We start from the raw sequence: 26,395 nt of genomic DNA, 5'->3' as shown, positions 1-26,395 counted from the left end.
CTCATGGCATAGCGCCAGGCGTCCACGCCCGCGCGCTCACGAACGCGGCACGTCCGACTTCCTTCTCGTTTTCGGCGGCGCGGCCCGAGCCTCGGCGGGCTGCGTGCCCGCGAGTTGCGGCGCTTGCGGCGACCGGTAGGCATCGCGCAGTTGCGCGAGCCAGCCGCCGTAGGCGAAAGCCGGGTCGATCGCGCTGTGGGACGTTCCGTGGGGGTCCACCTCGAGGCTCAGCCTGGCGATCTCATCGCGGTTCCCGCGCTCGATCGAGCGGCAGTCAAGTGTCTCGAGGGGCCCCGACGCGGTCCCGGCTTGCCTCGCGGCGTGCGCCACCACCCGGAACCGAAGCTGCGGCGACATGTCGATGCGCGCGAGGGTCCGGTACCGATCCAGGGGCAGCGTGCTGCGGGAGAATACGGTGCGATCGGCGAGATCCAGCAGAGGTTCGAGCAGCTGCGGCATGACCTCGTTGCGCAGACGCGGGGGCATGCTGCTCACGATCCCGATCAGGCGCTTGCACACCTTGTCCCGGTGCGAGAGTTCTGCCGACTGGCATGCGCGCGCGATCGCGCAGAGGAAGCGGGGCATGGCCTCGTCTTTCACGAGACTCAGATGCGTGAGAGCGCAATCGAGCACGTTCATCTGCGCGGCGTCCAGGGATTGCGGCTCGGCACTTCCCATGCCCTCGAGACAAGCCTGGATCTCCGGCATCTGGCTTCGCATCCAGTCGAGAAGCGTCGAGGCGGCTTCGGGCTGCAGGAGGGCGAAGTGCTCGTCGATCAGCGGGAACGCCTCGACACGTTCGGCGACAGTCGCGGTCTGCAGAAGGCGCGGGTCCTTCAGAAGCTTCGCGAGCAAGGGCGGAAGCTCGCTTTCCGTGAGCGCGGGCAACGCGGGGGGAGGCGGCCAACCGATCCAGGCCGGAGGCGGCATCACAGGGCAGGGTGCGAACGGGAAGACGGGAAAGGCGAAGGCTGGAGGGGCGAACGGAGGAAGGCCGAATGCGGGAAAGCCGAATGCAGGAAAGCCCAACGTGGGAAAGTCCAAGGCGGAAAGGCCGCGCGTCGACGGCTCTTCCTGTTCGGCGGGGCGGGCGCGCTTCTGTGCGGCCTGCGGCTGGCGGGGTCTCGCGGCGCCCTGCAGCCGAATCCTGACCGGTTCGCAGTCGGGGCATGCCCTGCCCATCGTCTCCAGCAAGGCGGCGCATGTGCCGACATCCATCCCGCTGCGCACGCCATCGGCGCAGGCGTCCGCGATCAGGCTCAGGAGGGAATTCCTCGCCGACTTCCGATCGATCCGGCACGCATGCCGATACGCTTGCGCCAGATGGGCCCCGAGACCTCGGCTCGCCGCGGCCGCCCCGTTCGCAGCGCGCTCAGGGCCGGCGTGCAGCAAATCGTTGGCGCTCCGGAGGGCGTCGGTCGCGAGCGACAGGTCGTCCTCGGGCGGCGATCGTCGCTCGCCGGCTGCTTCCACCCGAAATGGCGGATCGGCCACGAGCGGGTCGAACTCTGGGGGTGCCGCGTTGCCGGCGATCCACTCTGCTTCGAAGAAGTTGCCGGGCTCGGCATCGGTAAAGCATTGCTCGAGGCTGCGGGAATTGAGAAACACGGGGCCGATCTCCTGGAGAGTTCTGGGTAACGCGGCCGGGGTGAGCGTTCCCGTCGGTCCCCAGAGGCGCCACGTGTTTCGAGCGCGCAGAGACTTTGGTCTGGAGTATCAGTCCGGTTTGGGAGTAGTTATCTTTCGGGTTAGACTCGGCGCTTTGCGATTATTCTGGGGGGAAGGTCATGGCCGGTGAGGTTATGTTGCTGGCGTATGCGTCGCCGCATGCGTCGTTCTTCGACTTCGTGGCCAGGCCGGAACTCAAGCAGCAGGTGAGCGGCACCGGGGACACCCCCAGGCTGCAGGATCCTTTGCTGCAGTCGCTCTTGAAGCTGTTCGGTACCGTGGCGTCGGTGTCCGGTTCCATGAAGGTCCCGCTCGACCCCGAGCGCGCTGCGTCGCAGCTGCGCGAACGCGTCCAGGGCGGCGAAATCGATCTGCGTGGGATGAGTCCCGAGCTGGCCGATCTGCTTCGCGCCTTCTCCGCCGACGACTGGCGCGACTTGCAGAAGGTGCTCGAAGAGGCAGGACAGAACGTCACGCATCTCAAGGTGGATGCGGACAGCCTTGCGATCGTGCGTCCGGCGCTTTTCCAGCGCACGTTCGCGAAACTGCATTGCGTGACCGTGATGCGCGATCCCCTCTACCCGTTCCTGGACCACGCCGAGAAACGCGGCCTGCAGGACGACGAAGGGATGCCGCGGGTGAGATTCGTGAGGCCTGGCGTGGTGGAAGTGCTGCGCCGCGTGGCCGAACGCGAGGACCCTTCGCGCCCCGCATTCGATGTCGAGAGCGTGGCCGCGGATCTGGATGCGCGGATCTCCGGGCTCAAGCTGAACCTGTGTGCGCCGAGCGACGAGCTGCAGCAGTGTCTGCGTTCGCTCACCGAAGACGACGTGAAGGCGCTGGTGCAGGCGGTGGCGAGCAGTGGCGGGATCGGGATTGCGCACGTGCACGTCGATTCCCAAGGGCTCCTCCTCTTCGAGGACGTCCTCAACGAAGAGTGCTTTGCGCAGCTGCAGCACGTGATCGTGCACGGACACGGCGGGACGACCGTCATGGCGCCGAGGGAAGTCCGCGGTGCGAAGGCGGGCGATGCCCCGGGGGCGAGCGCCCCGGCGCGTGTCGTGCCCGCGACGCCGCAGGCCGAGGCTTGTCCGTGCACCGGCGACCCCGTGCTGCGCGAGCGACTCGTCGAAATCCTCACGGTGATCGCCAAAGAACCCGATTTTGCGGAGAGCGAGATGGACGTGGGCGTGGTGGCTCAAGCCATCATGGACTGCGCGAGTCTCGACGGATCCGGCGATTTCGGCTGGGATTTCAGGCAGGTGCCGCCCGAGCATCTGCCCTGGGTGCAGGCGCTCGGCGTTGCGGCTTTCGTCGCCTTGCAGGACAGCGCCGAACGCGCCGGCACGGGCACCGCCTGGCTCGCCTTGCCCGAGGGGTTGGAGATCGATGCCTATCTGGTGACGTGCCTGAAGCAACTGTCGCCGCTTTGCAGGCTTTCGGTGGCGGCGCCTGCTCGAAGCCTCTTCGTGGATCTTGGCGCCTTGCAGGGGCCGGGGGTGTACCTGGGCGAAGTCGTCATCCGCGAGGCGAAGGACAGGGCGCTGTGGATCACCGTGCCGGCCATCGTGACAACCGTGCGTGCCGAAGAGTCGGCCGACGCGGAAACGCCGTCGCGGTGGAAAGTGACGCGCCAGGGCGCGACGGGCCAGGATCTCGACGCGGCGTACGTTCACCGCCCTGTCGGCGGAGAGGCTCTGCTCGACACACTGACCGATGTGTTCTCGGGTATGGACGCGCTTTCCGATCATGACCCGTCAACGATTGCCCACGCCTTCCTGGAATGTGCCGAATTCGATGCCCAGGGCAGGTTCGGATGGGACTTCAGGCGCCTCGATCCCGAATTCGTTCCATGGCTGCAGTTCCTGCCGCAGGAGGCCTTCATGGCGCTGCAGGATTGCAGTCTGGATGCCGGCGAAGGCGGCACCGCCTGGCTCGCTCTGCCTGATGGAGTCGACCTGGACGATGACTTCGTGGCGGGGCTCGCCTGCTTCTCGCCCCTCACCGCCTTGTCCGTGGCGGCGCCAGACGAGGGAATCTACATGAACTTGCGCGGGCTGCGCGGCAATGCGCTCCAACTCGAAACACTCGCGATCCGGTTTCGGAATGAAGCACTGAGGCTCGATCTGCCCGACTCGGTGAAGGAAGTTCGCGCCGAGGGCGAGGGTCAAGATGCGCTGCTGCGCGCGACCCGGATCACTTACTGGAACGCCGCCGGCAAGAGGGTTGCCGCTCCTCTGGCCGCGCCGGCCATGGGCACGCCGGTATTGCGTCCCCTCGAGGGCGTGCCTGGCAGACAACGAAACGAGCAGCCCGCCGCTGCCGCGTGAGCGGGGTCCGAACGCCTGCGGGTTCGGGGACCCCGACTTCCGTCTAGGTGAAATTGAACGTTCGATTGCGAATAATCGAACCCAGGAAGACGTAACCCGCGCCACGCGCCCGGGACCGGCATTTCCAGGGGAGCAGACAGCTGACTGAGGAAAGGCAGCGCTCTCCCGTGGCAATTGCAAATTTCGAGGAATTGTGCGCCGGCTTCTGCGAAGTGATCGGCGTTGCGCCGCCCGCACTGAAGGCCGACGCCAACGGCCTGGTCGCGTTTCACGTGATCTTTCGCGACATGATCGTCAATCTGGTGCATCGACCGGACGTCAGCCCCGACCACGTGTTCGTCGTCTTCGAAGTAGGTCCCCTGGGGGAGGACCGCGAGCGTGCGTCCGTTCAGTTCCAGGCTTTCCTCGAAGCCAACTTCGTTCTGCTGCAGGTGAACCCGCCGGTGTTCAGCCGAAACCCAGCCACCGGCGACGCGATCCTGCAATACGTCTATTCGCTTTTCGAAGCCTCACCGAGCGGTCTGTATGAATTGATCAACAAGGGCATCGACACGATCGTCCAATGCCGCGAGGACCTGCCCGCCGTCGCGGTCGATCGCGGCCACGAGCACGAGAGTCCGCCGCTCGACATGCTGTTGCACATCGCGTGAGACTTGGCGCAGCGCAGCCCGTCCATCCCCATTCCTACCTACCACCCATCATGGATTCCACCCGTCCAACAGTCTTCACTTCGCAAGCCCTTCCTTCGCCCGTCGATGGCGATGCGTCGGCCCAGCCACCTCAGTCCTCTACGAGCAACGGCGGGATTCAGGCCGGCCCCGGCTTCGTTTCGGGCAGTATCGACGCCGCAATGGAGCGTTCTGCTGCCGCCGGCGGGAGTTCCAGCAGCGGCTCGGGCGTCTCGACGTCCACCGCTTCATCGTCTTCCGCATCCGGCACGACGGCAAGCGGGTCGAGCGCGTCCAGCGCGTCCAGCGCGTCCAGCGCGTCCAGCGCGAGTCAATCCTCGCACGACATGCCGGCCGCCGCGGACACGCCGCCTTCATCGAGAGAAGGCTCGTTGACGAATGGCCAGCGATCGGGCGGCGACTCGCGAACCGGCGGCAGTTCGCGCAACGGTGGCGGATCGAAGACGCTCGCCTTGCCCGGCAGTTCTCCCTCGTTGTCGCGTCTGGAAAGCTTCATGCGTCCGAGAGCGCACAGCAGAGGGCCCAGCAAGTCGCCCAGCAGAAGAGAGACTGCCGCTGTCACGCCGACCATCGCGAGACCGGCGAGCCCGAGCATCGCACCGACCACGCCTCGCTCCGGACGAAACGGCAAGAGCGAAAGCGGCACGGAGGAACTCTGGGGCAGCAGCGACCCCTGGGAATCCGACACTCCTTCCAGCAGGGGATCGGCCACCCGCCGCTCGACGAGTGCCAAGCCGGACTTCAACGACCATCTCCGTTATGCCGAGGGGCATGAGCGGATGAGCAGATCGGCGGAAGAAGCGCATTGCGCCGAGAACGTCAAGTTCATGGAGACGATGTTCGAATTCGGAAAGCTGCCGGCCAATTCGCCACCCTTTGCCCAGTACAACTTCTTTCGGCAGGTTCTCCGCACCTATTTCAGCCCAAGCAGCCCGATGCAGCTCAATGTCTCGAGCTACACGCAAGGCGAAATCCTCCACGAGTGGAACCTGCTTCGCAACCAGGCGGTGGGACCATGGGATTTCCGGGTACTGACCGCTCTTCTGGAGCATGCCATCGAAGAGGTCCACGGGTTGGTGAGGCGGGACTTTCACAAGCGCTTCCTCAAGACGGAAGAGCACAAGCCGCATGAAGAGGAGCACAAGCCCGTCTCGCCTTCCGATGCGCGAAGGGCAAGTTTCATGGGCCGCGCCCGCGCCGCCGTGGCCGACATGAAGGGGGCTGTCGCGCGCTATGGCAGCGCGCTCGCGAACTCGCTCGGCCATTCGTCGTCCGAGGGTGCGCAGTCCGAGCGGTGGCCCCCGGCGCTCGTTGCGCCGGCGGAGAGCGAGCGGGTCAAGCAGATTGTCCAGGCCAGGATCGTTGCCCGTGCCGGCGTTTTGCCGGACGTCGCGTTGCTCGACCGGCAGTTGCTCGCAGGCGATGCCGACGAGGCGGGCCCGTACCGGCACCCGGAGGTCGTGCCCGAATTCGTGCGCCGAGCCAGGCAAGCCAATGGAGCCCAGGCGAATGCCGGCGCCTCGCAGTTGCCTGCGACCACGGCCGGAACGATGGAGAGCCTGAATTCCAATTGCCAGAAGTTTCTTGCCAAGGGCAACGTTCCTCTCTCGAAGAAGGATGAACACCTGGCAGCGATCGAACGCGACCTGCTGGCGGGAGTCAGAGGATTCCAGCTCGACGAAGGCCTCAAGGCACAGTTCCTTGATAAGCTGGCTGCGTGGAGAGAAGGAGTGAGGAACGCCGCTGTCATGCAAGGGATCGTCAGGGAAATCCAGAGGGAATCGGTGCCGTTGCCGGAAGATCAGGATCCGTCGCAGGACACGCCGCCGCCGCCCTACAGTGAGGCGAGCAGCGCAGGAAGCGGAAGCAGCAGTAGCGGAAGCAGCAGCAGTAGCGGAAGCAGCAGCAGTAGCAGTAGCGGAAGCAGCAGCAGCAGCGCCGTCGATGGTGGGCCTCCGCCGTACGCCGAGATCGGCAACAGCGGCAGCAGCAGCGGCGCCGGCAACTTCCTGAATCGTGAAGGACAAGCCTTGGGCTCGCGAGAAAGCCTGCTTCACTTCTGCAATGCCCTGACCACGTGGACACCGGCACAGGGAGAGCCCAGAGCTATGCAGCTGATCGAGCGGATTGCCGAAGACATCGCGAATCCCCTGTTCTCGACGAACGCGGGCCTCGTGACTCTCTTTGGGGACGCTCGGACAGCCTGGATCGAGCAAGGCAACCCGGCCGCTCTCACGGAACTGATCCAACTCGCCGGCGAGCTCAGCGCCTTCGCTCAGCGCTAGAAGGGGCGTTGCCGACGGTCAGCAGGACGTGATGTCGCGCTCCGTGCGCGCCATCAACTCCCTCGCATTCTCCGGCGCGCAGCGCTTGTCCGTGTTGTCGAAGTAGCAGTACACGTCGCGCGAGGCGCGCTCGCGCGGCTTCTCCTTCGAGATGAGCCGCGCGCCGCGCGGCTGCCCGCCTCGCGCCCACGCGCGGATGCATCGCGCCCAGTAGGCGATCTCTTCGGGCGAATACCGGCTGTTGTAAAGCTCGGTCGATCCGTGCAGGCGCACGTACACGAAGTCCGCCGTCACGTCCTCGAAGAGCGGCCACGAATTCGGCGTATCGGCCACCACCCACGCGACGCCGTGCCTGCGCAGCATGCGGATGAAGGCCGCATCGACAAAGCTTTCGTGCCTCACTTCGACGGCGTGCCTCATGCGCCGGTTGCGATCGGGCACGAGCGATTCGCGGTCGCGCACACGGGCATCCCGGCCTCGCGCGATCTTCGCCGCGGCGTTCGCTGTCTTCGGCAGTCGCGCGAGGAACTCGTCGAACAGATCGGCATGAAACCGCATCTGCGGCGCGAACTGCCAGAGGATCGGACCGAGCTTGTCGCCCAGCTCGAACAGTCCCGAAGCAAGGAAGTTCGCGAGCGCGGTCTCGATGTTGCGCAGCTTCAGCATGTGCGTGATGTAGCGGCTACCCTTCACCGCGAAGATGAAGCCCGGCGGTGTGGCCCGCGCCCACGCCGCGTAGCTCGAAGGCCGCTGCAGCGAGTAGAACGAGCCGTTGAGTTCCAGAGTATGGAATTGCCGCGAGGCGTACTCGAGTTCGCGCGATTGCGCGAGCCCCTTCGGATAGAAGTGTCCGCGCCACGGGGTATACCGCCAGCCCGACACGCCGATGAAGACACGACCCGCCATGGACCGGAAGCTATCACGCCGCCTGCCCATCAATGGACGGCGTTGTGGTCTCCCGCGTTGATCGGCGTGATCGCGGCTTCTCGCATCTCGAGCTCATGCTCGCGGCCGTCCGCGCACGCCTCGAACAAGGCACCCAGGTAAGGCTCGTAGCGGCGCCAGCGCGCCAGGGACCCGGTGTAGAGCGGCCGGCGCACCTGCGCGAGGCTGGCGGTTCGCACCGGCCGCGAATTCCGGTGGAACGCGAGGCATGCCGGCTCCCAGTCCAGGCCGCAGGCGGCGACCAGCCGGCGCGCCTGCGCCTCGAAGTCGCCGACAAGTCGCTCATAGTGGACTTCGTGCACCCGCCCCGGCAACACGGCTCGCCAGTGCTCGCCGAGCCGCCGGTAGTTGCCGATGCGGTGGGCCAGGTCATGCATGTCGTCGGCCCAGCGCACGCTGCGAAAGCGCGTCTGCCAGCAAGAGAGCGCCACGTCGCGCAGGTCGCGCCGTACGTGGATGAGCGTCGCGCGCGGGAACATGAGCGCGATCATGCCGAGATACAGGTAGTTGTCCGGCATCTTGTCGACGACGCGCGTGGCCGCCGGCGATTCGGCCCCATGCATCCCTGCCACGCCCTGCCGCTCGAGCACCCCGCGCAAGCCGCCGAGGTAGCCGGCAGCCAGGCGCGTCACGTCGGCGGCCTCCAGGAAGGCCAGATCCGGCAGCGGTTCGCCCGGCTCACCGGCGGGAACCGGCAACGAGTCCATCGCATCCCGCACCAGCGTCAGTTCGCCCGCGCCGTGAATGCGCGGGTGACTGGACAGAACCTGCTCGACCAGGGAGGTCCCCGAGCGCGGCATGCCGAACACGAAGACCTGTTGCGCCGAGTCGTTTCCGACTGCGCCAACTGCGCCGCCTGCGCCGCCTGCGCCGAGCCGCGCGAACAGCTGCGGCGTGAACGCCGCCATCAGCCAGTCGACGTAGCGCATGTGTTCATCCGGATCGTAGTGCTGCCCACTTGCGCGCCGCAGCCCGCGCGTGAGCGCATTGGCCGGTGCCAGGCAGGCGGCGGCCTCGGCGTAGTCGCCGCGCGCATCGGCCACCTGCGCCAGCGCAAAGAGCGCGCAGGCGCGCTCCTGCGGTTCGAGGTCGTGCCGATACAGCGCGAAGCGAAGACGGTCCCGCTCGGAGTCGCTCGTACAGTGTGGCGCCAGTTGAGCTCGGTGGGCAGCGGGCAGCAGCGACTGCGGGTGGCAGGCTTGCGCCTTGCGATAGCACGCCTGCGCCTCGTCCAGCGCACCTTGCTGCTCATGCAGGTCGGCCATGTTGAGCCACGCCTGCAGATGACTGCGATCGTGGTCCAGCGCCCGCTGCAACGTCGCCTGCGCAAGCGCAGTCCGCTCGCGCGACTGGTATGCGAAGCCCAGATCGCACAGCGCATCGGCGTCGCCCGGCGCGAGCGCGACGCGACGCTCGCAAAAGGGGATGGCGTTCGCCCAATCATCGCGCAGGGCGTGCAGCATGGCCGCGTGCTGCTGCAGGCCGGCGTTGCCGGGCTCGAGCCCTGCGGCGCGCTCCGCGTGGGGCACGGCCGAGTCCAGCCTGCCATCCAGCTGCCGCAGACGCGCCAGGTTGGAATGCGCCATCGCAAGCCCGGGATCCATTCCGATCGCGTGGGCGTAGGCCGCCTCGGCTTCGCGCAACCTGCCCAGCTGGACCAGAGAGGTGCCTCGATTGTTTTGCGCCAGCGCGAAACCGGGGCGGTGTGCCAGCGCGCAATCGAATTGCTCCAGCGCTTCATCGAAGCGCCCCAGGCCGTGCAGGGCCAGCCCGAGGTTGTTGGCTGCGTCGGGGTCATCGGGCTGCAGCCGCAAGGCCTCGCGGCAGCACTCGGCGGCGGAGCCGAACTGTCCCAAAGCCCGATGCGCCTCGGCCAGGTTCGCATGGAATGCGGCTACCCGAGGGCGCAGCGCGATGGCGGCACCGATCAACTCCAGTGCACGCTGCGGATAGCCGCACTGCCGGTGCAGCAGGCCGAACAGGTGCAGCGCGTCAGGGTCCCCGGGCCTCTGTTCGAGCAGGCGCTGGTAGTCGCGCGCCGCGTCCGCAAAACGGCCGGCCTCGTGGTGCGCGAGCGCGCGAGCACGCAGGTGGTCGACCGTGTTCGATGAATAAATCAAAGAAACTAATTTTTCGAGATTGAACAAACTAAGCAGCTATTATTGCGCGCCGAAAATCGAACTTGAATTTCAACCGGACAAAAGCAACACAATGACCACTTTCCTCGTCAACATCACCGGCGATGCATCCGGCTCCAGCGCCGGCACCGGCTCGGGGACCAGCGGCGACCTGCGCTACTGCCTGTACCAGGCGAGCCTGGACGGCGTCGTCGACACCATCACCTTCGACAGCTCGGTCTTCGCCGGCGCAAGCACCATCACGCTGAGCGCGATCCTGTCGACGGTTCCCGGCGGCTACGTCAATCCCTACGGGCAGACCGCCTTCGTCATCGGCGCCGACGATGTGACCATCGACGGTTCGCTCGGCGCGGGCATGCGGGGCATCACCATCGACGGCGTCGGGGCGACGAGGCTCTTCGCCGTCGAGGGTGGCGGCAGCCTGAGCCTGATCAACACGACGCTGACAGGTGGCTACGCCCTGGGTGGGGCGGGCGGCAACGGCGGTGTCGGGGGTGGCGGCGGCGGCGGTGCGGGCCTGGGCGGCGCGGTACTCGTGGATGGCAGCACCAGCAGCTTCACCGCCAATGGCGTCACCTTCGTCAACAACCAGGCCCAGGGCGGCAAGGGTGGCTCGACCGACGCGGGCAGCTCGCAAGCCGGCGGCGGCGGTGGCGGCATGGGCGCCGCCGGCTCGGCGGCCTCGGGAACAACAGGCGGCCACGGCGGCGGGGTCAATGGTGCCAATGGCGGGCCGATCCTCAATGCAGGCGGCCTCGGTGGCCTCGGCGGCGGGGCCGGCGGCGGCGGCGGCGGCGCCAATGGCACGTCGATCGGCCGTCCCGGAGGCGCGGGTGGCCTGGGCGGCGGCGGTGGCGGCGGTGGCAACTTCAGCCACGGCGGCTTCGGCGGCTTCGGAGGGGGTGGAGGAGGCGGTGGCGGTGGGCGTGGCACCAGCCTCGGCGGCGCCGGTGGCTTCGGCGCCGGCAACGGCGGCCGCGGCGCCTTCAACAACAAGGGCGGCGGTGGCGGTGGCGGTGCCGGCCTTGGCGGCGCCATCTTCAGCAATGGCGGGACGATCACGCTGGTCAACAGCACGTTTACGCAGAACGGCGCCACCGGCGGCATCGGCGGCACCGGCAGCGGCTCGGCTGCCGGGGACGGCGGCGCCGGCAGCGGCAGGGGCGGCGCCGTCTTCGTGCGCAACGGCACGCTGAACGCGACCTTCGTGACCATGAGCGGCAACACGGCGGCCCAGGGCGGAACGGACCTCTTCGTACTGAGCGACGGCAGCGGCCAGCGGGCCACCGTGACCCTGAAGAACAGCATCCTCGGGCAGAACGCGGCCACCAGCGTGACCGACTTCTTCGCCACGACCAACGGGGGCGGCCAGGCGGCCGATCTTTCGGCCAGCAGCAACAACCTGGTCACGCTCAATGCGAGTGGCAGCAACGGACTCGCGCCCGGCGCGCTGGTCGCCGGCACCAACCCGAACTTCGATCCGGCCGGGCTGGCCGACAACGGCGGGCCGACACCCACCATCGCGCTGACCACTGCAAGCACCGCGGCCCTGCAGGCCGGCGCCGCCGGCACCGGCATCACGGTGGATCAGCGCGGCCTGGGGCGCGGTGCCCCGCCCGATCTGGGCGCCTATTCGCTGGCACTGCTGATCACTTCGATCACGTCCAGCGATGTTTCGCTCATCGCGAGCGACCCCAATCCCACGATCACCTTCGTGCTCAACACGCCCGCGGCCGCGGGCACGTTCAAGGGCGGCGACGTGAGCGTCAAAGACGGCGCGGGGAATACCGTCGGCGCGGTGGGCGCGCTCAGCACCACCGACAACCTGACCTTCACAGGCACCCTCACGCCCAATGCCGGATTCAACGGTGACGCGCTGATCAGCGTCGCGGCGAACCGCGTCACCAGCACCTCGGGCATCGGCAACCAGGTGTCGCCTACCCTTCACGTGACGGTCGACAAGGTGGCGCCGGCGGTCACGTCCATCACCTCCACCGATCTGACCCTCCTCGCCGGCGATGCCAATCCCGCCATCACGTTCACTCTGAGCGAGCCCGCGGCCCCGGACACCTTCACGGCCAGCGACGTGAGCGTCACGGACAGCACGGGCAACATCGTCGGAACGATCGGCAAGCTGGGCACCACCGACAGTCAGACCTTCACCGGCATCTTCACACCCAATGCCGGCTTCACGGGCACGGCGCTGATCAGCGTCGCGGCCAACCGGTTCACCGACGTGCCGGGCAACAGCAACGACACAGCCTCATCCACGCTGAGGATCGTGGTGGACAAGGTGGCGCCGACGGTCACGTCGATCACCACCACCGACAACTCCCTCATCATCGGCGATGCCGACCCGATTATCACCTTCACCCTGAGCGAGGCGGCCGCCGCGGACAGCTTCACCGGCGCCGACGTCAGCGTGCAGGACGGCAGCGGTGCCGTGGTGGGGACGATCGGCGCATTGAGCACCAAGGACAACATCACCTTCACCAGCACCTTCACGCCGAATGCGGGCTACACCGGAACGGCCTTCGTGAGCGTCGGGGCCAACCGGTTCACCGACGTGCCCGGCAACGGCAACGCCGCCTCGTCGGCGCTCGCCATCGCGGTGGACGAGGTGGCGCCGACGATCGCCTCCATCGCGTCCAGCGACACCGCGCTGGCCATCGGCGACGCGGACCCCACGATCACCTTCACCCTGAGCGAGGCGGCCGCCGCGGACAGCTTCACCGCCGCCGACGTCAGCGTGCTGGACGGCAGCGGCGCCGTGGTGGGGACGATCGGCGCATTGAGCACCAAGGACAACATCGCCTTCACCAGCACCTTCACGCCGAATGCGGGCTTCACGGGCACGGCCTTCGTCAGCGTCGGGGCCAATCGGTTCACCGACGCGCCCGGCAATGGCAACGCCGCATCCGCCGCCCTCGGCATCGACGTCGACAAAGTGGCGCCGACCGTCAACTCCATCGCCTCCAGCGACGTCGCGCTGGCCAATGGCGATGCCGACCCGACGATCACCTTCACGCTGAGCGAGCCAGCGGCCGCGGGCAGCTTCACCGCCGCCGACGTCAGTGTGGTCGACGGCACCGGCGCCGTGGTGGGAACCCTGAACGCTTGGAGCACCAGCGACAGCCAGACCTTCACCGGCACCTTCACGCCGAACCCCGGCTTCAATGGAACTGCCTGGATGAGCATCGCGGCCGCCCGGTTCACCGATGTCATCGGCAATGCGAACACTGCGTCGTCGACACTCGTGATCGAGGTGGACACCGTCGCCCCGACCGTCACGTCGATCGCCTCCACCAATCTGTCCGTGACCAACGCGGATGCCGACCCGGCCATCACGTTCACCCTCAGCGAAGCACCGGCGCCGGGGACCTTCACGGCCGGCGACGTCAGCGTGCTGGACGGCACGGGCGCTGTCGTGGGCACGATGGGGGCCCTGGCCACCAGCGACAACCGGACCTTCACCGGCACTTTCACACCGAACGCCGCATACCTCGGGACCGCCCTGATCAGCATTGCCGCCAACGAATTCACGGACGCGGTCGGCAACGGCAACGCCGCATCCTCGGTCCTGAGCATCGCGGTGGACCGCAGGTCGCCCGTCATCACGGCCATCACGTCGACGGACGTGGCGCTGAAAAACGGCGATGCCAACCCGAAGGTCAGCTTCACCGTGAGCGAAGCGGTCAAGGCGGGCACGTTCACGGCCGCCGACATCACCATCCAGGACAGCACCGGCGCGGTGGTCGGGACGATGGGCGGACTGACGACTGCGGACAACAAGACCTTCTCCGGGACTTTCACTCCGAAGACCGGGTTCAACGGAACGGCCCTCATCAGCGTTGCCGCCGATCAATTCACGAACGCGGCCGGCAAGGGCAACCTGGCCTCGCCGCAACTGGCCATCGTGGTCGACAAGGTCGCGCCCAAGGTCACCTCGATCACATCGAGCGACCTGTCGCTGGTGGTCGGCGATGCCGATCCCACGATCACCTTCACGCTCAGCGAGCCCGCGGCCGCGGGCACGTTCACCGCCGCCGACGTCAGCGTGAAGAACAGCGCCGGCGCGGTCGTGGGCACGATGGGCGCCTTGACCACGAGCGACGACATCACGTTCAGCGGCACGTTCACACCCAACTCCGCCTTCACGGGGACGGCGCTGATCGGCGTCGCGGCGAACCAGTTCACGGATGTCGTCGGCAACAACAACACCGCATCGACGAACTTGTCCGTCGCGGTCGACAGGACCGCTCCGACCGTCACGGTCACCGCCAGCGACCATGCGCTGAAAGCGGGCGAAACCAGCACGTTGACCATCGTCCTTTCCGAAACCGGGACTGGGTTCACGCTCGGCGACCTGAGCGTCACGCCCGGCAGCGGCACGCTCGGCAACTTCAGCCAGACATCGGGCTCGCCACCCACCTACACAGTCAGGTTCACGCCGGCGCCGGGCTATGAAGGTGACGCGACGATCACGGTCGCCGATGGCGCATTCAGCGATGCGGCCGGCAACCCGAGCCTGCCGAGCAACAGCACCGTCATCGCGGTCGACACGAAGCCGCCGGTGGCGCCCAGTCTGTCATTGGCGGCCGCCAGCGATGCGGGTCTTCCGGGCGACAACCTGACCAACGTGAAATTGCCGACGATCGCCGGCGTGGCCGAGGCGGGCGCGAAGGTGCAGCTGAGGGACGGCACCACCGTCATCGGATCGACGACCGCCCTGGCCGACGGCAGCTACTCCATCGTCCCCACGAGCGCCCGGGGCGACGGCGTTCACCAGCTCACCGTCATGCAGACCGACCTTGCGGGCAACGCGAGCCCGTGGAGCGCGCCCCTGGCGGTGACGGTGGACACGAAAGTGCCCACCGTGACGACGATCTCCTCCAGCGACCCGCTTCTTGCCAGCGGAGAAACCGCCACGCTGACCTTCAAGTTGAGCGAAGCGGCGGCAAGCGGCACCTTCGATGCAAGCGACATTTCGGTCACCCATGGAAGCCTGAGCGGTTTTGCCCAATCCGCGACGAGCGACCTGGTCTATACGGCGCTGTTCACACCCGATCCGGGCCAGACGACGCCGGCTGCGGTCGGCATCGCGGCGGGAAGCTTCACCGATGCCGCCGGAAACGCGAACACGGCCTCGTCGACGCTCGGCATCGCGATGGACACCGCCGTGCCGACGGTCACGGCCATCACCTCCACCGACGTGGATCTCATCGACTGGGACGCCGCCCCGACCATCACGTTCACCCTCAGCGAAGCGGCAACGGCAGGCAGCTTCACGGCCGCCGACGTCAGCGTGCTGGACGGCACGGGCACGGTCGTCGGCACCCTGGGCGCCCTGAGCACCAGAGACAACCGGATCTTCACCGGCACTTTCACGCCGAACGTCGGCTTCGTCGGGACCGCCCTGATCAGCGTTGCCGCCAATCGATTCACGGACGCGGTCGGTAACGGCAACGCCGCTTCCCCGGTGCTGGGCATTGCGGTGGACCTGCGCCCCCCCATCATCGCCGCCATCACATCGACGGACGTGGCGCTGAAAAACGGCGATGCCAACCCGAAGATCACCTTCACCCTCGGCGGTGCCGCGAAGGCGGGGACCTTCACGGCCAGCGACATCAGCGTCACGGACAGCACCGGCGCGGTGGTCGGCACGATGAGTGGATGGACGACCACCGACAACAAGACCTTCACCGGGACGTTCACCCCGAAGTCCGGCTTCAACGGAACGGCCCTGATCAGCGTGGCCGCCGATCGATTCACCGACGCGGCCGGCAGAGGCAATCTCGCCTCGCCGCAACTGGCGATCGTGGTCGACAAGGTGGCGCCCAAGGTCACCTCGATCATCTCGAGCGACCTGTCGCTGGTCGTCGGCGATGCCGATCCCACGATCACCTTCACGCTCAGCGAGCCCGCGGCCGCGGGCACGTTCACCGCCGGCGACGTCAGCGTGAAGAACAGCGCCGGCAAGGTCGTGGGCACGATGGGCGAGCTGACCACCAGCGACGACGTCACGTTCAGCGGCACGTTCACGCCCGACCCCGCCTTCACGGGGACGGCGCTGATCAGCGTCGCGGCCAACCAGTTCACGGATGACGTCGGCAACAACAATGCGGCATCGACGGGCCTGTCCATCGCCGTGGACAGGACGAATCCGACCGTCAAGGTCACCGCGAACGACTATGCGCTGAAAGCCGGGGAATACAGCACCTTGACCATCGTCCTGTCCGAATACCCCGGGTCCGGGACATCGTTCGCCCTCGGCGACCTGATCCTCGTGCCGCCCGGCAGCGGGACACTCAGCAACTTCAGCCAGGCCACGGTAAGGTATTTCTTCGGCCTGTTCGAGCGGGTCGTGGAGCTCACGTACACGGTCAGGTTCACGCCGGCGCCGGGCTATGAAGGCAACGCGACGATCACGGTCGCCGATGGCGCATTCAGCGATGCGGCCGGCAACCCGAGCCTCTCGAGCGACAGCACCGTCATCGCGGTCGACACGAAGCCGCCGGTGGCACCCAGTCTGTCACTGGCGGCCGCCAGCGATTCGGGTCTTCCGGGCGACAACATCACCAACGTGAAATTGCCGACGATCACCGGCGTGGCCGAGGCGGGCGCCAAGGTGCAGCTGAGGGACGGCGCGACCGTCATCGGATCGACGACCGCCCTGGCCGACGGCAGCTACTCCATCGTCCCCACGAGCGCCCGGGGCGACGGCGTTCACCAGCTCTCCGTCATGCAGACGGACCTTGCGGGCAACGCGAGCCCGTGGAGCGCGCCCCTGCCGGTGACCGTGGACACGAAGGTGCCCACCGTGACGATCACCTCCAACGATCTGCTTCTGACCAGCGGACAATCCGCCACCCTCACATTCAAGTTGAGCGAAGCGGCGGCAGCCAATTCCTTCGATGCGAGCGACATTTCGGTGGCCCACGGGAGCCTGAGCGGATTTGCCCAATCCGCATCGAGCAACCTGGTCTACACGGCGCTGTTCACGCCCGATCCGGGGCTCGTGAACACGGCGGCTCCGATCGGCATCGCGGCGGGAAGCTTCACCGATGCCGCCGGAAACGCCAACAGCAGCGCGTCGCTGTCGTCGGTGAAGATCAACAACGCCACTGCGCAACTGATTCAGGCGCTGGCTTCGTTTGCTCCCCCGGCAAGCGCAATCGCCACGCCCGTGCCGCAGACCCCGGTCCACGCGCCGCAGCTGGCGATGCCGCATTGAAGCGTGTCGCCGTGGCCCCGGGGCAAGCCTTTCGGCTTGCCCGCCTCCACCATCCACGGTGTCACGGTGTCACCCGCTCACCACCAGCGGAATCTCGAGCGTGAACGCCGCCCCCTTGCCGGGTCCGTCGCTGTGCGCGGTGAGCCGCCCGCCCATTTCCGTGGCCGCGAGCACGCTGCTGTGCAGCCCGAAGCCGTGCCCGTCGCGGCGGGTCGTGAAGCCGTGCGCGAAGATGCGCGTCAGGTTCTCCGCGGGGATGCCTTCCCCCGCATCCTTCACGACGATGCGAAGCTCTTCGCTGCCGCCCGCGTTCACGAGGCTCGTCTGCAGCGTGATGAGGCGAGTCCCCTCGGGCATGCTTTCCATCGCCTGCGCCGCGTTGCCGATCAGGTTCACCATGATCTGCAGGAGGCGTTGCCGGTCCAGCTCGATGGGCGGCACGTCGCCGTAGGCGCGATCCACGCGGACACCGTGCCGCGCGAGCGCCTCGTCGCTCACGCGAAGCGCCTCTTCGAGCAGCTCCTGCGGTCTCACGGTCTCCACCACGCTGGAGGGGCCGGCGTGCGACTGCTGGGTGGCCACGACGTAGCTGATGTGATCCACGCTGCGCACGACGCGGTCCAGGTCGTCCAGCGCGGTCTTCTGCTCTTCCTGCAACTCGCCCACGGCACGGCCCAGGTATTCCAGCAGCGCCTTGCCGCGCGGGTCGCTTTCCATGAACCGGCCGAGGTCGTGCTCGTGTGCCTTCATGAGTTCCACGGCACGCGCAAGGCCCTGCGCGCGCGATTCGCTGATCGTGCGCCGCACCATGCCGGCCGACACATTGACGCTGTTGAGCACGTTGCCCACGTTGTGCAGCACGTTCGCGGCGATTTCGGCCTTGCCCGCGCGGCGGGCCGTGTCCACGAGCTGCGTCTGCATCTGCTGCAGCTCGCGCGTGCGCGCCTGCACGCGCTGCTCGAGGCCTTCGTAGAGTTGCGCGTTGGCGAGCGAGACGGCCAGCTGGCCCGCGATGAGCATGACCGCGTCCAGACGCTGCGCGTTGAACGCCTCTCGGCCCAGGCGGTTTTCCAGATACAGCATCGCACGCAGCGTCCCCTGGCCCGCGATGGGCGCGGCGAGCACCGAACACCGGTCCATCCCCGAGAAGTAGGGGTCGCGCGCAAACCGGTCGTCGCCGAGCGCGTCGTCCACGAGGAGCGGCTCGGCAACGAGTTCGGCATAGCTGAAGACCGACATCGGCAAGAGGCCGCGCCGAGCGGCCTCGGCCACCGGGGTTGCCGCTTCGCCCGGCTCGGGCGCGAGCAGCCACCACTGGTCATCGCGCGACGAGAGCACGAGCACCTTGGTCGCGCCCGTGAGGCCCGCCAGCACTTCGGTCACCTGCGCGGTGAGGCGCTCCAGGTTCGTTTCGGAGCTGAGCGCCTGCGAGGCGCGCAGCACGCCCATCAGGTCCAGCGCGGCGGCCGAGACGCTGTTGCTGCCCTTCAGCGACGGGCTGCTCCTCGACAGGACCGAGTCGGCTCTGGCGGGCGCGCCCGGCGCGCGCGGGCGCAGGAAGTCGTGCTCGCGTTCCATGCGCGCGACCTTCGCCGTGGCGCCCCACGCACGGAAATGGTCGCGTGCTTCGGCCAACAGGCGCCGGCCCCCGTGCGCGAGGCCGCGAGCGAGCTGAAAGAGCGCGGCGCGCTCGGTGATGAGCGCCCGGTGCCAGGGACGCGCCGATGGCTCGGCCAGCGCGACCGCCTCGTCGAACGCGGTCGTGGCCTTCCACATGTCGCCGAGCGTCCAGGCCTGTTCGGCCTCCAGGAGGCGCAGCAAGTGCAGGTAATTGCCGGGCTGCGAGGCCGCGCGCTCGGCGAACCACGCGCGGTGCGATTCGAGTCCGGCGATGAGCGCTTCGCGATTCGGCACGGACGCGTCGCTGCGAGCCTGCCAGGCCCGGGCCATGCCCAGGAAGAGGTGCGCATAGACCGTCATGTAGTAGCCCGCGAGGTTGCGCGCGTGCGCCATCGCGATCGCGGCATGCGTGGCAAGCGTCCCGGCGTCGCCCATCAGGAGCGCATGCATCGCGCGGCACGCCGAATAGGTGTGCGCGACGTAGGGCGCCTGGCTCACGCGCGCGAGAAAGGCTGCTTCGCCGAACTGCGCGTCGTCGAAGCTCGCGGGGTCCACGGTCTGGCCGAGGAGCGCGCGCAGCATCTGCCGCTCGCACGTGTGCATGAGGACGGCGTGGAGGTTTCCCGTGCGCTGGCACACGGCGATCCCGGCGTCGACCTCGGCGACGGAGGCGTCGATCGTCTCAGCCGTCTCCAGTACGCCCGTGATCACGAGGATGTGGACGTAGCACGAGTACGACACGTCGCCTCCCGCCTTCACGCCCTCGAACGCGCGCATCGACTGGTGCAGCATGTTCTCGACGGGCTCGAGCCAGTGGCACGCGTACGTCGCGAAGATGAATCGCGCCTCGGAGACCTGCGGCTCGCAGCCCATGGCCTCGCCCACCGCGAGCACGTGCCGCGCGAGCTCGTAGCCGCCCCGATAGTCCTGCCGCAGGCTGACGAGGATGCTCGCGAGCCGGCCGAGGTTCGCCACGAGTTCGGGGCAAGGCCCGTGTTCCGCCCAGAGGCGCCGGCTCTGAAGCAGCAGCCACGCGATGGCACGCGTGTCGTACGCCACGAGGGACGATCGAACCGTGCGCGTGAGCAGCTTCGCAAGCGCGAGCACGCGGCGGTCGGTGACCGGCATCCGCCGCGACGGGTCGATGCGGCTGTCCTCCCGGACCCAGGCCGCGAGCCCATCGAGTTCGCGCGCGATCTCGGCATCGCCGAGTCCGGCGGGCATGGCGAGTCCCAGCCGCGCGAGCATGCGAAGGCCGATCGCCACGGCGCTTTCCATCATGCCCCGCATGTCGAAGCTGCGCATCTGCACGCACGCGGGCTCAACGAGGTCCAGCGCATCGGCCTCGCGCGCCTGCAGTGCCTCGTAGCACGCGTCCGCTTCGTCGAGCCGGCCGAGGCTGTAGAGCGCCGCGTGGCGCGCCGTCTCGATGGCTTCGCGCAGCGGTGAGGCCGCCGGCTCGCCGATCGCCGCGAGTTGCCCCGCCGCCGCGGCCAGGAACCGTTCGGCCGGCGCATAGGCCGCCGTGCCGGCGAGCCGCACCGCCTGCTCATGAAACAGCTGCGCCGCGGCTCGCCGCTCCCGCGGATCGGCCAGCCGGTGAAGGACCGCGAGATACTGCTGCGCCGCCTCGCCGCCGAACGCCGGTTCGCGCGCCAGCCGCCGCGCCATCGCGAGCTGATGGTCGCCGCGCCGCGCGTCGTCCATCGCGCCGTGCACCGCCTGCTGCACGCGGTCGTGCCGGAAGCGCACAGCGTCCTGGCCGGGCCCGGTCTCCAGGAGCAGCAGGCCATCGGCGACGGGCACCTGCAGGTGCTCGCGCAAGGCCACGTCATCCAGTCCGGCCGCCGTCGCGAGCAGGTTGCATTCCGCGGCGTTGCCGAGGCAGCTCAGGCACTCGAGCAGGTCGCGCGATGCCGCGGGCAAGCGCGCGATGCGGGCGGCCAGCAGGTCCACGACGTTGCCGCGCCCGACGAAGTGCCGAATCTGCGCTTCGTCCCAGCGCCAGCCTTCGTCGGCGAGGACGAGCACGCCCTCGCGGCGCAGCGCGTTGAGCATCTCCACGGTGTCGAACGGATTGCCGCCCGCAAGCGCACCCACCGCGCGCGCGAGTTCGTTCGCGGGCCCGGCGGCAAGGCGCAGCATCCGCGCGATCAGCTCGCCCATGTCCGCGGTCGGCAGATTGTCGAGCGCAATGAAGGCAGGAGGCCGGCTCGTGCGGTCGAGACGCTCGAGCGTCTTCGGCAGGGCGTGGTCGTCTTCGACCTCGCTTGCCCGGTACACGCCGACCAGCAGCACGCCCCTCAGCCGCGCTTCGCCGTGCAGGCGCTCGAATGTGCGCAGCGACAGCGCCGAGGCCCACTGCAGATCCTCCAGCACGAGCACGAGCGGCCGGTCGCGCGACACGACCTCCGCGAGCAGATCCACGGTGGCCTGCTGCAGCTGTGCCTCGGCCTGGCGCGGGTCGACCTCCGACCCGGCCGGGTCGCCGAGGAGAAGCGCGAATTCAGGCGACACCCGCGACATGAGGAGAGCGGCGCTTCCCATCTGCGCGAGCAGGCGCTGGCGCATCGCCGCCAGCGCGTCGCGCGGCATGGCGAGCAGCAGGCGGCCGATCGCGCGCATCGCCTGGGTGACCCCGCCCGCGGTGGATTCGCCCTGCTGCAACTGGTCGAACTTGCCCTGCACGAACCAGCCGCCCCGCTCGGCCACGATGCTTCGCAGTTCGTGGACGAGGGCGCTCTTGCCGACGCCGGCCGGGCCTTCGATCAGCACGGTGCGGCCTGGCGCGCGAACGGCATCGGCCAGCGCCTCGCGCAGCATCGCCACCTGTGCATCGCGGCCGACGAGCTGCCGCGGCGGCTGAAGCCGCGCCGGGAAATCGCGTTCGCCCAGATCGAATCCGCCCTCGCGGCCCTGATCCAGTTCGGTGCGCAGGCGCTTCAGGTCGTGCCGCAGGCCCTCGGCGCTCTGGTAGCGCATGTCGGGCGCCTTCGCGAGCAGGCGAAGGATGATCTTCGACAGGCCGGCGGGAACGCGCGCGTCGAGTTCCGAAGGCGCCACGGGCTCGCGCACCATGTGATCGTGCACGAGCCGCAGCGCGTCCTGCGACTCGAAGGGCGGCCGGCCGGTGGCCATCTCGTAGAGCGTCGCGCCCAGCGCGTAGAGGTCGGTGCGCTGGTCGAGCGCGTGTCCGGTGCGTCCGGTCTGCTCGGGAGCGAGGTAGGCGAGCGTGCCCACCACGTCTTCCTGCCGCACGGTCCCGGTGCGCTGGTCGGTGTCCGCCGCCAGGTCGAAGTCGATCAGGATCGGCTCCGCGCCCTCCGATATCACGATGTTGGCGGGATTGATGTCGCGGTGGAGGATGCCGGCGCGATGGACTTCGGCGAGCGTGCGCGCAAGGCGCTCGGCGAACGCGAGGAGCGTCGCGATGTCGCACGGACCGGCCGTGAGCACCTGCGCGAGACTCGTGCCGCCGCGATCGCGCAAGGCGAGGACGCCCGCCCGGCCGGTCCAGTCGGCGAGCTGCGCGACGCCGTCGACGCCGAAGAGGCGGGCAAGCAGCGTGCGTTCGTTGCGCAGCCGCTCCTGCGCGCCCGAACCGAGGTATTCCTTGCAGACCACGCGATGCGCGCCCGTTGCGCCCCGCAGGCGGAACACGCGGGTCGTTTCGCTCGTATAAAGGTTATCGGCCGCCTCCGCGGCGGGGGGACTCGTCGTGGCGATCGCCTTGGGCGAAAACGGCATCTGTTGGGTCGGATGATCCGGTGCTGGCCAGTACAGATTACAAGGGCGGCGGCGGGCTCGCAATCCCCAGGCCCGGGCACTTCACTTCGTAACCCGGCGTGGGGATTGGTTCCATGGGGCCTCCACGCGCCCCACGGTATCATCGCCCCGACCGAGCAGAAAGTCGGGCATTACAAGGCAGGGGCCGTGCGTCTAACTTCCATCAAGCTTTCCGGGTTCAAGTCCTTCGCCGAACCCACCAACTTCATGCTGCCCGGCCAGCTCGTGGGCGTCGTCGGCCCCAACGGCTGCGGCAAGTCCAACATCATGGATGCCGTGCGCTGGGTGCTCGGCGAGTCGCGCGCGTCCGAACTGCGCGGCGAGTCGATGCAGGACGTCATCTTCAACGGCACGACGAGCAGGAAGCCCGCCTCGCGCGCCTCCGTCGAACTCGTCTTCGACAACGCCGACCACCGCGCGGGCGGCCAGTGGAGCCAGTTCACCGAAATCGCGGTGAAGCGCGTCCTCACGCGCGACGGCACCTCCAGCTACTACATCAACAACCAGCCGGTGCGCAGGCGCGACGTGCAGGACGTCTTCCTCGGCACCGGGCTCGGTCCGCGCGCCTACGCGATCATCGGGCAAGGCACGATCAGCCGCATCATCGAATCCAAGCCCGAGGAGCTGCGGCTATTCCTGGAGGAAGCCGCGGGCGTTTCCAAGTACAAGGAACGCCGCCGCGAAACCGAAAACCGCCTGCAGGACACGCGCGAGAACCTCACGCGCGTGGAGGACATCCTGCGCGAGCTGAACGCCAATCTCGAGCGCCTGGAGCAGCAGGCGAAGGTCGCGCAGCAGTACAACGAACTGCAGGCGGATGCGACACTCAAGCAGCATCAGCTGTGGTTCCTGAAGCGCGCGGAAGCCGAAGCCGACCAGGTGCGCCTGAAGGCCGATGCCGACCGCGCGGCCAACGACCTCGAGTCGCGCGTGGCCGATCTGCGCTCCGTGGAGAACGACCTGGAAACGATCCGCCAGGCGCACTACACGGCCGGCGACCAGGTGAACCAGGCGCAGGGGCACCTCTACGAAGCGAGCGCGGAAGTGGGCAAGCTCGAAGCGGAAATTCGCTTCGTGGTCGAAGGCCGCCAGCGCGTGGAGCAGCGTCTTTCGCAGCTGAAGGAGCAGATGAGCCAGTGGGCCGCCCGCCGCGACGACGCGGCGGCGGAAGTCGAGACACTCGCGGCATCGGCCGCCGAAGCCGAAGAGAACGCCGCGCTGCTGGCCGCGCAGGTCGAGGAACACGACCGGCAGCTGCCCGACCTCGAAGACGCGGTGCGGCAGGCGCAGGCCCGCTCCGCGGGGCAGCGCGCGAGCGTCGCCGAGGTGCAGCAGCAGATACAGGTGCTCGCCGCCGAGCAGCGCAGCATCGAGGAGCAATCGCGCCAGCTCGGCACGCGGCGCGAGCGGCTGCTCGCGGACCGCACCGCGCTCGCCGCGCCCGACGAAGCGCGGCTTGCGAATCTCCAGGCGCAGTCGGCCTCCGCGACCGAAGCCGCGGAACTGGCCGACGCGCGCCTGCACGAGCTGCAGGACCAGGTGCCTGAGCTCGATGAGCAGCGCCGCGCGAAGCAGCAGGCGGTGAACGACGAGGGCGCGAAGCAGGCCGACCTGTCCGCGCGCATGGAAGCGCTCAAGGCCCTGCAGGAGAAGGTGAAGACTGACGGCAAGCTGCAGCCCTGGCTCGCGCGGCACGGCCTCGACGGCTTGCAGGGCCTCTGGAGCCGCATCCACATCGAGCAGGGCTGGGAAGGCGCGCTCGAAGCGGCGCTGCGCGAACGGCTCAACTCGCTGGAGGTCTCGCGGCTGGACATGGTGCGCGCGTTCGCGAACGACGCGCCGCCCGCGAAGCTCGCGTTCTACTCGCCGCCTCAGGCGGGGTCGCCCGAGACGGCGGGTGCGCTGCCGCGCCTGGCCGACTTGCTGCGGCTGAACGACGCCGGGCAGAAGGCGCTGCTCGCCGACTGGCTGCACGGCTGCTACACGGCCGCTTCGTTCGCCGAAGCGCTGGCCGCGCGCGAGACGCTTCGCGCGGGCGAGGCGATCTACGTGAGAAGCGGCCACTGCGTCACGTCCCACAGCGTGAGCTTCTATGCGCAGGATTCCGAGCAGGCGGGGCTGCTTGCGCGCCAGCAGGAGATCGAGAACCTGGAAAAGCAGCTGCGCGCGCAGACGCTCATTGCCGAGGAGTCGCGCGCGGCGCTGGTGCGTGCGGAGGCCGCGTACACGGATGCGTCGCAGCGGCTCGTGTCGGCACGGCGCGAAAGCGCGCAGACGCGCGAGCGCGCGCACGAACTGCAGGTGGAGTTCGTGCGCCTCACGCAACTGGCCGAGCAGACGCGCGCGCGCAGCGAGCAGATCGCGCTCGACCTCGCGGAAGTCGATGCGCTCATCGATGACCTGCAGGAACGCCGCGTGGCGTCCGAAGCGAAGTTCGAATCGCTCGACATGCAGCTCGCCGACAGCCAGGAGCGGCATGCGCAGCTCGACGAGCGCGTGATCGACGCCGAGCGCCTGCTCGCGCAGGCGCGCGAGAAGCATCGCAGCCTCGAGCGGGAAGCCCAGGAGGCGCAGTTCTCGCAACGTTCGCTCCAAGCGCGCCGGGGCGAGCTGCAGCGGACGATCGAGACCGCGACGCAGCAGGGCGACTCCCTCGCGGCCGAGGACCAGCGCGCACGCGACGAACTGGCGCGCCTCACCGACGCCGCCGCGCAGGCCGGATTGCAGGCGGCGCTTGCGCTCAAGTCGGAACGCGAGCAGGCGCTGGGCGCCAAACGCAGCGAATACGACGACCTCACCGCGAAACTGCGCGCGAGCGACGAGCGCCGGCTGCGGCTCGAGCGCGAGCTGGAGCCGCTGCGCCAGCGCATCACCGAATTGCAACTGAAGGAGCAGGCCGCCCGCCTCGGCTTCGAGCAGTACGCCGGGCAGCTTGCCGAGGCGCAGGCCGATGTCGAGGCGGTGGCGGCTTCCGTGCGCGACGGCAGCGTACGGCTTTCGGGCCTGTCGGCCGAAATCGACCGGCTGCATCGCGAGCTCGCGGCGCTCGGCGCGGTGAACCTGGCCGCGCTGGAGGAACTCACGGCCGCGCGCGAGCGCAAGCACTTCCTCGATGCGCAGTCGGCCGACCTGAACGAAGCGATCACGACGCTCGAAGACGCGATCCGCAAGATCGACCACGAAACGCGCGATCTGCTCGGCAACACGTTCAACACGGTGAACGAGCATTTCGGGCGGATGTTCCCCGAGCTGTTCGGCGGGGGCAACGCGAAGCTCGTGATGACGGGCGAGGAAATCCTCGACTCCGGTGTGCAGGTGATGGCGCAGCCGCCGGGCAAGAAGAACCAGACCATCCATCTGCTGTCGGGCGGCGAGAAGGCGCTCACGGCGATCGCGCTGGTGTTTGCGATCTTCCAGCTGAATCCGGCGCCGTTCTGCCTGCTGGACGAAGTGGACGCGCCGCTGGACGACGCGAACACGGAGCGTTATTCGAAGCTCGTGACGAGCATGAGCCGCGAGACGCAGTTCCTCTTCATCAGCCACAACAAGATCGCGATGGAGATGGCCGAGCAGCTGATCGGCGTCACGATGCAGGAGCAGGGCGTGTCGCGGATCGTGGCGGTGGACATGGAGTCGGCGGTGTCGATGGCCGAGGCCGCATGAACCCGAGTCCTTTCTTGCTCCCTCTCGCTCCGGGAGA

General features: G+C 68.3%; 10 protein-coding genes. 5 read left to right on the top strand and 5 right to left on the bottom strand.

Annotated features, from left to right (window positions below; translation table 11 throughout):
• Positions 1 to 36 precede the first annotated feature (36 nt).
• The gene (locus VHA82_RS07675; RefSeq protein ID WP_325542122.1) at positions 37 to 1,608 is read right to left on the bottom strand and encodes a hypothetical protein; all 1,572 of its coding nucleotides are present in this window, start codon (positions 1,606 to 1,608) and stop codon (positions 37 to 39) included.
• A 179-nt stretch (positions 1,609 to 1,787) separates the two neighbouring features.
• On the opposite strand from VHA82_RS07675, the gene VHA82_RS07670 reads away from it, so the two are divergent.
• Together VHA82_RS07670 and VHA82_RS07665 are read left to right on the top strand one after the other, a co-directional pair.
• Positions 1,788 to 3,998, top strand: a complete 2,211-nt coding sequence (locus tag VHA82_RS07670; RefSeq protein WP_325542119.1) for a hypothetical protein — start codon at positions 1,788 to 1,790, stop codon at positions 3,996 to 3,998.
• Positions 3,999 to 4,165: 167 nt separating this feature from the next.
• Positions 4,166 to 4,648, top strand: coding sequence for a CesT family type III secretion system chaperone (locus VHA82_RS07665; RefSeq protein WP_325542117.1), 483 nt, complete (start codon positions 4,166 to 4,168; stop codon positions 4,646 to 4,648).
• A gap of 349 nt (positions 4,649 to 4,997) precedes the next feature.
• Here VHA82_RS07665 and VHA82_RS07660 read toward each other — a convergent pair whose 3' ends face one another.
• Positions 4,998 to 5,432, bottom strand: a complete 435-nt coding sequence (locus VHA82_RS07660) for a hypothetical protein (protein WP_325542115.1) — start codon at positions 5,430 to 5,432, stop codon at positions 4,998 to 5,000.
• 34 nt (positions 5,433 to 5,466) lie between these two features.
• Here VHA82_RS07660 and VHA82_RS07655 point away from each other — a divergent pair, with 34 nt between their 5' ends.
• On the top strand, positions 5,467 to 6,972 hold the full coding sequence (locus VHA82_RS07655) for a hypothetical protein (protein ID WP_325542113.1): 1,506 nt from the start codon (positions 5,467 to 5,469) through the stop codon (positions 6,970 to 6,972).
• A gap of 18 nt (positions 6,973 to 6,990) precedes the next feature.
• Here the strand turns inward: VHA82_RS07655 and VHA82_RS07650 are convergent, their stop codons facing one another.
• Positions 6,991 to 7,878, bottom strand: coding sequence for a DUF72 domain-containing protein (locus VHA82_RS07650; RefSeq protein WP_325542111.1), 888 nt, complete (start codon positions 7,876 to 7,878; stop codon positions 6,991 to 6,993).
• A gap of 29 nt (positions 7,879 to 7,907) precedes the next feature.
• On the bottom strand, positions 7,908 to 10,064 hold the full coding sequence (locus VHA82_RS07645; protein ID WP_325542109.1) for a tetratricopeptide repeat-containing sulfotransferase family protein: 2,157 nt from the start codon (positions 10,062 to 10,064) through the stop codon (positions 7,908 to 7,910).
• Between the two features lie 64 nt (positions 10,065 to 10,128).
• On the opposite strand from VHA82_RS07645, the gene VHA82_RS07640 reads away from it, so the two are divergent.
• A complete protein-coding gene (locus VHA82_RS07640) occupies positions 10,129 to 17,289 on the top strand; it encodes an Ig-like domain-containing protein (RefSeq protein ID WP_325542107.1) in 7,161 nt (2,386 codons plus the stop codon).
• 69 nt (positions 17,290 to 17,358) lie between these two features.
• Here VHA82_RS07640 and VHA82_RS07635 read toward each other — a convergent pair whose 3' ends face one another.
• Positions 17,359 to 22,656, bottom strand: a complete 5,298-nt coding sequence (locus tag VHA82_RS07635; protein WP_325542105.1) for a trifunctional serine/threonine-protein kinase/ATP-binding protein/sensor histidine kinase — start codon at positions 22,654 to 22,656, stop codon at positions 17,359 to 17,361.
• A 186-nt stretch (positions 22,657 to 22,842) separates the two neighbouring features.
• Here VHA82_RS07635 and smc point away from each other — a divergent pair, with 186 nt between their 5' ends.
• Positions 22,843 to 26,358 carry a chromosome segregation protein SMC gene (gene smc / locus VHA82_RS07630; protein ID WP_325542103.1) on the top strand — a complete coding sequence of 1,172 codons (3,516 nt, stop codon included), beginning with the start codon at positions 22,843 to 22,845 and terminating at the stop codon, positions 26,356 to 26,358.
• The last annotated feature ends 37 nt before the right edge of the window (positions 26,359 to 26,395 follow it).

It is taken from the genome of Ramlibacter sp. (assembly GCF_035548915.1).
Classification (GTDB): Bacteria; Pseudomonadota; Gammaproteobacteria; order Burkholderiales; family Burkholderiaceae_C; genus Ramlibacter.
This window is presented reverse-complemented; position numbering and strand designations above follow the sequence as displayed.